Annotated in this window: 7 protein-coding genes; 1 reads left to right on the top strand and 6 read right to left on the bottom strand. The window is 69.3% G+C overall.

Annotated elements, in window-relative coordinates; translation table 11 throughout:
* Nucleotides 1-106: 106 nt before the first annotated feature.
* Both ACWDKQ_RS16010 and ACWDKQ_RS16005 read right to left on the bottom strand, forming a co-directional pair.
* Nucleotides 107-1,240, bottom strand: coding sequence for an LCP family protein (locus ACWDKQ_RS16010; protein WP_450139504.1), 1,134 nt, complete (start codon nucleotides 1,238-1,240; stop codon nucleotides 107-109).
* 173 nt (nucleotides 1,241-1,413) lie between these two features.
* On the bottom strand, nucleotides 1,414-2,670 hold the full coding sequence (locus tag ACWDKQ_RS16005; protein WP_450139503.1) for an aspartate aminotransferase family protein: 1,257 nt from the start codon (nucleotides 2,668-2,670) through the stop codon (nucleotides 1,414-1,416).
* 116 nt (nucleotides 2,671-2,786) lie between these two features.
* On the opposite strand from ACWDKQ_RS16005, the gene ACWDKQ_RS16000 reads away from it, so the two are divergent.
* Nucleotides 2,787-4,268, top strand: a complete 1,482-nt coding sequence (locus tag ACWDKQ_RS16000) for an NAD-dependent succinate-semialdehyde dehydrogenase (RefSeq protein ID WP_450139502.1) — start codon at nucleotides 2,787-2,789, stop codon at nucleotides 4,266-4,268.
* Nucleotides 4,269-4,331: 63 nt separating this feature from the next.
* Here the strand turns inward: ACWDKQ_RS16000 and ACWDKQ_RS15995 are convergent, their stop codons facing one another.
* The 4 genes from ACWDKQ_RS15995 to ACWDKQ_RS15980 all read right to left on the bottom strand — a co-directional run bounded on the left by ACWDKQ_RS15995 (nucleotide 4,332) and on the right by ACWDKQ_RS15980 (nucleotide 7,190).
* On the bottom strand, nucleotides 4,332-5,024 hold the full coding sequence (locus ACWDKQ_RS15995; RefSeq protein WP_450139501.1) for a GntR family transcriptional regulator: 693 nt from the start codon (nucleotides 5,022-5,024) through the stop codon (nucleotides 4,332-4,334).
* Nucleotides 5,025-5,038: 14 nt separating this feature from the next.
* Entirely contained in the window at nucleotides 5,039-5,788 is a 750-nt protein-coding gene (locus ACWDKQ_RS15990) for a maleate cis-trans isomerase family protein (RefSeq protein WP_450139500.1), read from the bottom strand.
* Between the two features lie 137 nt (nucleotides 5,789-5,925).
* Entirely contained in the window at nucleotides 5,926-6,684 is a 759-nt protein-coding gene (locus ACWDKQ_RS15985) for a maleate cis-trans isomerase family protein (RefSeq protein ID WP_450139511.1), read from the bottom strand.
* 11 nt (nucleotides 6,685-6,695) lie between these two features.
* A complete protein-coding gene (locus ACWDKQ_RS15980) occupies nucleotides 6,696-7,190 on the bottom strand; it encodes a DUF3830 family protein (protein ID WP_450139499.1) in 495 nt (164 codons plus the stop codon).
* Between the last annotated feature and the right edge of the window lie 210 nt (nucleotides 7,191-7,400).

Raw genomic sequence — 7,400 nt, 5'->3', positions numbered from 1 at the left:
GTCCGCGACCGGCCCCGGGTCAGCGGCTGGATCGAGGTGGACGCCTGGCACAGCTGGGGCGGCTGAGCGCCGGCCCGGCGCGTGCGGGCCCGCATCGTTTCGCGATCTACTTCGCTACCAGGTCCGGCGGGATGGGCTGGTCGTTGGCGATCGCCTCGAACATCCGCTTGGCGGCGGCGGAGTCCCAGATGATCACCGAGCCGCCGTCGGAGTCCTTGCCGAAGCGGCCGAACGGCGCGCTGGTGGTGACGCCCTGACCGCTGCTGATGTCGCCCATCGCCAGCGCCAGCGACGCCAGATGCCACAGGTGGTCGCCGTCGTTGACCAGGAACGTCTTGCTGGCCCCGGAGGCCAGCGGGAACAGCCGGAACGGGTTGAGCAGCGTCGCCGGGCTGGTGGCCTTTTTGACCAGGGCGGCCAGCAGCTTGCGCTGGTTCTCCGCTCGCTCCAGGTCCCCGCCCTTGAGCGAGTAGCGGGCCCGCACGAAGCCCAGGGCCTGCGGCCCGTCGAGCTCCTGACAACCGGCCTGCAGATGCACGTTGGCCATCTCGTCGTCCATCGGCTGGTCCAGGCAGATGTCCACCCCGCCGACGGCGTCGACCAGGTCGGAGAACCCGCCGAAGCCGATCTCCGCGTAGTGGTCGATGTGCACGCCAGTTGCCTGTTCGACGGTCTGCGCCAGCAGCTGCGGCCCACCAAAGGAGAACGCCGCGTTGAGCTTCGTCTTGCCGTGCCCCGGGATCGCGACGTACGAGTCGCGGGGAAGGCTGATCAGCGCCGGCTGGCCGCCACCGCTGGGGATGTGCACCAGCATCACGGTGTCGGTGCGACGTCCGGCGGCGTCGCCGGCCGACAGTTGCTCCCGCTGCGCCTCGTCGAGGCCTTCGCGGCTGTCGGAGCCGACCAGCAGCCAGTTGGTGCCTGCCGAGTCCGGGGCCTGCCCGCCGAAGCCCAGCGCGTCGGTGCGCTGCAGCATGCTGTCGAAGTAGATCACCAATCCTGCCAGGAGCAGGACCAGCACGACCAGCGTGATGCCGATGCGCCGGCCCCACCGCTTCTCCTTGCGGCGCGGCGGCAGCGGCGGTGGCTCGTCCACCGGCCGCCGGGGCCCGCGGTGCGGAGGCGGTGGGCGCCCGCCTGGCGGCGGCCCGCCCGGGGCCTCTCGGTAGTAGTCGTACCTCTCGCCGCCGCCTTGCGGTCTCCGGCTCCTCGGCGGTTGCCCCGCCGACCAGTCGCTCATGCACACACCTGCGTCGGTTCGATCCGGCGCGCCCCGCACGCGCCGGGTTTGGCGTGAAGCATTCCAGACGGCTGGGCCGGAAGCACCCACCGCTACCGAACAGTGATCGACCATCACCCGTTTTGGCTGGTGAGGGGCGCGAGCGCAGGCTCACCAGCCACCAGCCGTGGTGATCAGGCGTTGACGGCGTCCCGCACCGCCTCCGCCCAGAGCCCGACCGCGTCGTCGACCTGCTCGGCGGTGACGATCAGCGGCGGGATCATCCGCACCACGTTGCCGTGCGGGCCGCAGGTCAGCAGCAGCAGCCCGCGCTCGGCGGCGGCCTGGTGCGCCCGGGTGGCCGTCGCGGTGTCCGGCGTGCCATCGGGCGTGCTGAACTCGTTGCCGACCATTAGGCCCAGCCCGCGCACGTCGCCGATCACCGGGTGCTCGGCGGCGACCTTGCGCAGGCCCTCCTGCAGCCGGGTGCCCTGCTCGGCGGCGTTCTCGACGAGGTGTTCGTCGCGCACCACGTCGAGGGTGGCCAGCGCCGCCGCGGCGGCCACCGCGTTGCCGCCGTAGGTGCCGCCCTGCGAGCCCGGCCATGCCTGGCTCATCAGCTCCTCCGGCGCGGCGATGGCCGACAGCGGGAAACCGCTGGCCAACCCCTTGGCGGTGATCAGGATGTCCGGCCGGATCCCGGCGTGGTCGTGGCCCCAGAACCGGCCGGTTCGACCGACACCGGTCTGCACCTCGTCGACGATGAGCAGGATTCCGTGCCGGTCGGCGCGTTCCCGTAGGCCAGCGAGGAACGCCGGCGGTGCGGGGATGTAGCCGCCCTCGCCGAGCACCGGCTCGATAATGATCGCGGCGGTGTCGCGCGGGGAGCTGACGGTGACCAGCAATTGGTCGAACTCGGCCAGCGCGTGGCGCACCGCCTCGGCCTCGCTGGTGCGGTGGCGGTAGGCCTCCGGGAACGGGGTGAACACCACGCCGGGCATCATCGGGCCGATCCCGGCCCGCACTTTCACTCCGGAGCTGGTCAGCGCGCCCGCGCCCATCGTGCGACCGTGGAAGCCACCCTGGAAGGCCACGATGTTCTGCCGCTCGGTGGCCTGGCGGGCCAACCGCACCGCCGCCTCGACCGCTTCGCTACCAGAGTTGACGTAGAACAGCCGGTCCAGGCCGGTCGGCAGCACCTCGCCGAGCCGTTCGGTCAGCTGCAGTAGCGGCCGGTGCATGACGGTCGTGTACTGGCCGTGAATGAGGGTACCCACCTGGCGATGGGCCGCCTCGACCACGCGCGGGTGGCAGTGTCCCGTGCTGGTGACCCCGATCCCGGCAGTGAAGTCCAGGTAGCGGCGATCCTGCTCGTCGTAGAGGTAGACGCCTTCCCCACGGGCGGCTAGGACCGGCGTGGCCTGCTTCAGCGCCGGCGAGAGCTCAGCCATGATCGACTCCAAGCTTCGAAGCGTGCAAAATGTAGGATTGTTGACAATCTCCGCTGACATGCAACCATCACCGAGCGTCGCTGTCCACCACCGAGGCAGAAGGGTTCGCCGTTGCCATGACAACCTCATCCGAGCAGCACCCCCGAGAGGCAGTCGTCGTCGACGCCGCGCCGAAACAACTCCTCATCGGCGGCAAATGGCGCAACGCCGACGGGGACCGCAGCTACGAGGTCGAAGACCCCTCCACCGGCCGGGCGCTGTGCTCGGTCGCCGATGCCTCCCCGCACGACGGGCTGGCCGCGCTGGCGGCCGCGGCCGACGCCCAGCCCCAGTGGGCCAAGCACCCGCCCCGCGAGCGCGGCGAGATCCTGCGGCGCGCCTTCGAGCTGATCATGCAGCGGCACGAAGATCTTGCGCTGCTGATGACGCTGGAGATGGGCAAACCACTGGCCGAGTCGCGCGCCGAGGTCACCTACGCGGCTGAGTTCTTCCGCTGGTTCTCCGAAGAAGCCGTGCGCATCGGCGGCGACTACGCGGTGGCTCCCAATGGCAGCGGCCGGTTCCTGGTGATGCACCAGCCGGTTGGACCAGCGCTGCTGATCACCCCGTGGAACTTCCCGATGGCGATGGGCACCCGCAAGATCGGCCCGGCCATCGCTGCGGGCTGCACCTCGGTGATCAAGCCAGCGCACCAGACGCCGCTGTCGATGCTGGCTCTGGCCGAAATCCTCATCGAAGCCGGGCTGCCGGACGGCGTCCTCAACTTGGTGACCTCGCGCCACGCCGGCGAGCTGATGGAACCGATGATCCGCGACAGCCGCGCCCGCAAGCTGTCATTCACCGGTTCCACCGCTGTGGGCCGCAAACTCATCGAGCAGTCCGCCGACCAGGTGCTCAAGGTGTCGCTGGAGCTGGGCGGCAACGCTCCGTTCATCGTGTTCGACGACGCCGACCTAGACGCCGCGGTCGACGGTGCGATGCTGGCCAAGATGCGCAACATCGGCGAGGCCTGCACGGCGGCCAACCGGTTCTACGTGCACGCCGACGTCGCCACGGAGTTCTCCCAGCGGCTGGCCGAGCGGATGAGCGGCCTGCGGGTGGGCCGCGGCGTCACCGACGAGATCCAGGTGGGGCCGTTGATCGACGACGCCCAGCTGGGCAAGGTCACCGACCTGGTCGCCGACGCCGTGCGGCTCGGCGCGAAGGTCGTCACCGGCGGCGGTGCCCGCGACGGTGACGGCTACTTCTATCAGCCGACCGTGCTGACGAACGTACCGCTGGAGGCCCGGATGGGGCGGGAGGAGGTCTTCGGGCCGGTCGCCCCGATCACCACCTTCACCGACGAGCAGGCGGTCATCGCCCAGGCCAACGACACCGAGTACGGCTTGGTCAGCTACCTCTACACCCGCGATCTGCAGCGCGGCCTGCGGGTTTCCGAGGCGCTGGAGAGCGGCATGGTCGGGCTCAACCAGGGCATCGTGTCCAACCCGGCGGCGCCGTTCGGCGGGGTGAAGCACTCCGGCCTCGGCCGCGAAGGTGGCAAATTCGGCATCGACGAGTTCCTCGAGACGAAGTACGTCGCCGTCGGCGGACTCTGAGACATTCGCACGAAAGGGGTGGGCTTCCTCCGCGGTGGAGGGAGCCCACCCCTTTCTCGGGCGTCAGCTCGCCATGGAGCCGTTGAGGCGGTCCAGGGCGTCGTTCATGTGCTCCGTCAACCGCCCTAGCAGCAGCTGCTCGTCGCCGGCCTCGATCGCGTCAACGAGGCCCTTGTGCTCATCGACCAGCGCCTGCACGTCCGCGTGGTACTTGTCCTGCAGCGCGGTCAGGCACATCCGCTTCTCCACCAGCAGCGTCTGCGCCATCCGCTGCAGCCGGGGGCTGCCCGACACCCGCACGAGCGTCTCGTGGAACTCCTGGTCGGCGTCGGCCAGCTCGATCGAATCGCCCCTTCCGGCCGCCGCAACCATCCGGCTCTGCGCAGTGGTCAGCTCCGCCACCGCCTCCACCCGGTGGTGTCGAACGATCTGCTCGCACGCGGCGCGCTCCACCGCCAGGCGGGCCAGGTAGATGTCGTGGACGTCCTCGGCGTCCAACGTCATCACGAACAGCCCGCGGTGCGGTTCGCTGCGCAGCAGCCCCTCGGCGACCAGTCGCTGCATGGCCTCCCGCAGCGGCCCGCGGCTGACGCCCAGCCGGGCCGCGAGCTCGGCTTCGCCGAGCTGACTACCAGGTGGCAGCGACCCGTACATGATCGCCGCCCGCAGCTGGTCGGCCACGATCGCCGCGGTCGACTTGCGCTGCACCGGCTCTAATTCACCCGGCTGCGAGTTCTGCTCGTCGGTCCCGAGCACCTGACACCATCTCCTCATCCCTGGGAGGCATTGCGCTCCCCTCCTGTTCCTTCGCGGAACAGCGTTCCCAATCCGTCGTGCACCGCGCGATCACCGGCCAGCCGCAGCGCTTCCCACGTGCTGACCTGGTTGGCCGTGAGCACCGGCTTGCCAAGCCAGTCCTCCAGGTCGCTCAGCCACGCCGCGGTGTGCAGCGCGGTGTCCGGCATCAGCAGCGCATCGGCCCGGTCGTCGTCGTTGGCCGCAGCGAACTCCAGCACTTCGCCGCGCTCGAGTGTGCCGACCTCAGCGGCGGTGATGATGCCCCTGCTGGACAACCGCACCACCTCCAGGCCGGCGGCCAGCAGGAACTCCACGAACTTCGCCGCCACGTCGTCCGGGTAGGTCGCGGCGACCGCCACCCGCCGCAGCCCAAGGCAGGCCGCGGCGTTCACGAACGCGAACGACGTGCTGGAGGTCGGCAGGTCGGTGACAGCCTGCAACTTCTCCACTTGCTCGCGAGCACCCTGCCAGCCGAAGACGAAGCTGCCGCTGGTGCACGCCCAGATCACAGATTGCACGCGGTGCTCCAGCAACTGCCGGGCACCGTCGGCGAGCACGTCGTCCGAGCCGATGTCCAGCAGCGCGTCGACCCGGTGCGCGTCCTCGCGCATCAGGGTGTGTACCAGCGGCAGGCGAATGCCGTCGCCGAGCTGTCGTTCGAGGGTGGGGTAGTCGTCTTCGGCGCTGTAGCCGGGGTAGAGAATTCCTGCGGTGTACGACACCGGGGAGCTCCGTCCTTCGTCGACATCGGTTTCCGACACCACCGCGGCGATTCCGGGCGCCAACACCGGACGACCGGTCGATTGTTGACAATGTTACCGCACGAGTCGCCGCGGCTAACTCAATCTTGATGCGATCGTCACGCGGCCGGGGCGTCCACCGCCTGCATCAACCGCTGTTCCGGGGCCACCGCCGACAGGCCCATCTCACGCAGCGCAGCCCAGATAGTGACCTGGTTGGCCGTCAACACCGGCTTGCCCAGCTCCTGCTCCAGCGGCCCGATGATGTCGTAAGTCGGCAGGTTGGTGCAGCTGATGAACATCGCCTCGGACTCCGGCCGGTCTGCCGAACGGACGATGTCCACCACCTGCCGGTAGTTGACCTTCCAGATCTGCCCGAGCAGCCCCAGGCCGACGCTGGTGACCACCTCGACGCCGTGCTCGTCGAGAAAGCCGTGCAACCGCTCGGTCACGCTCTCCACATACGGCGTGGCGATCGATATCCGGCCGATGCCCAGCATCTGCAGGGCCTGCACCAGCGCGCCGGAGGCGGTGACCGCGGCGGGCGCACCCGCCTGCAGCATCACCTCGACCAGCGACCGCTCACCGGTGGCCCCGTTGACGAAGCTGCCGGAGGTGCACGCGTAAGCGACCACCTCCGGCTCCGGGACCAGCAGGTCGCGGGTCGCGCCGTGCACCGCCGCTTCGTCGCTGACCAGACTGGCCTGCTCGACGGTCACCGGCACCGGCACGAACGCCGTGCGCGTCAGGTACAGCGAGACGCCCGCTGGGGTCCACCGCCACAGTTCGCGGTCCAGCGCAAGGTCGAACGGGGCAATCACTCCCACGCCGCGTTGCGGCTCCGGGCCCGATACCGCCCCGAGGAAGTCAGGCGGCATGTGCACCCCCGTCAACCCTGGTAGCGGTCGTAGCGGAGGGTTTCGCCGACGCTGCCGGAGCGCCACACGTCGTTGCACGCCTCGGCGATCCGGTCCAACCCCTCGACGATGGTGGCATAGACGTTGCCCGGCACCCAGCCCACGTCGCCGTTGAGCAGCAGGTTGTTACGCCCGTAGAAGATTGCCAGGTCGATCACGCCAGGCAGTTCGTGGATGTTCTTCTCCTCCTTGAACTGGCGGTCGAGCATGCCGCCCGGGAAGGAGAAGTACACGACATCGCCGGGGATCGGAGTGACCGTCGGGTTCTCCTGACCTGGCTCCTCAGCCGCGAACCGAGGCACCATCGTGTAGATCTCGTTGCGCGCGTACTTGGCGTGGTGAACCGGCCCGACCTGGGGCAGCGCCTGCCACACGGCTTCGCAGGTGCGGGGGGCGTCCTTGTCGAGCAGTTCCGCCACGCAGGACACACCGCGCTTTTCCAGGGTGATCGACAAGTACCTGGGCATCGTGATCTTCCGTTCGCAGGAGCGGGGACTGTTGGCTCATCTCCTCCGGTCCCGGCCTCTACCCGGGCCCGGCCGGCGAGGTCGGGATTCGCCTCGTCGGCCGAGGGCACCCGTGGATTGTTGACAATCCTACGAACGCTTCATAGCGTGTCAATGCCCCAGGCCCAACGCGTTTTCCCGTTCAGCGCGGGGGAAACAAACTCTTAACCG

Source organism: Saccharopolyspora sp. NPDC000995, from assembly GCF_053599315.1.
The sequence above is the reverse complement of the archived record's forward strand: the minus strand, read 5'-3'. Positions and strand labels throughout refer to the sequence as shown.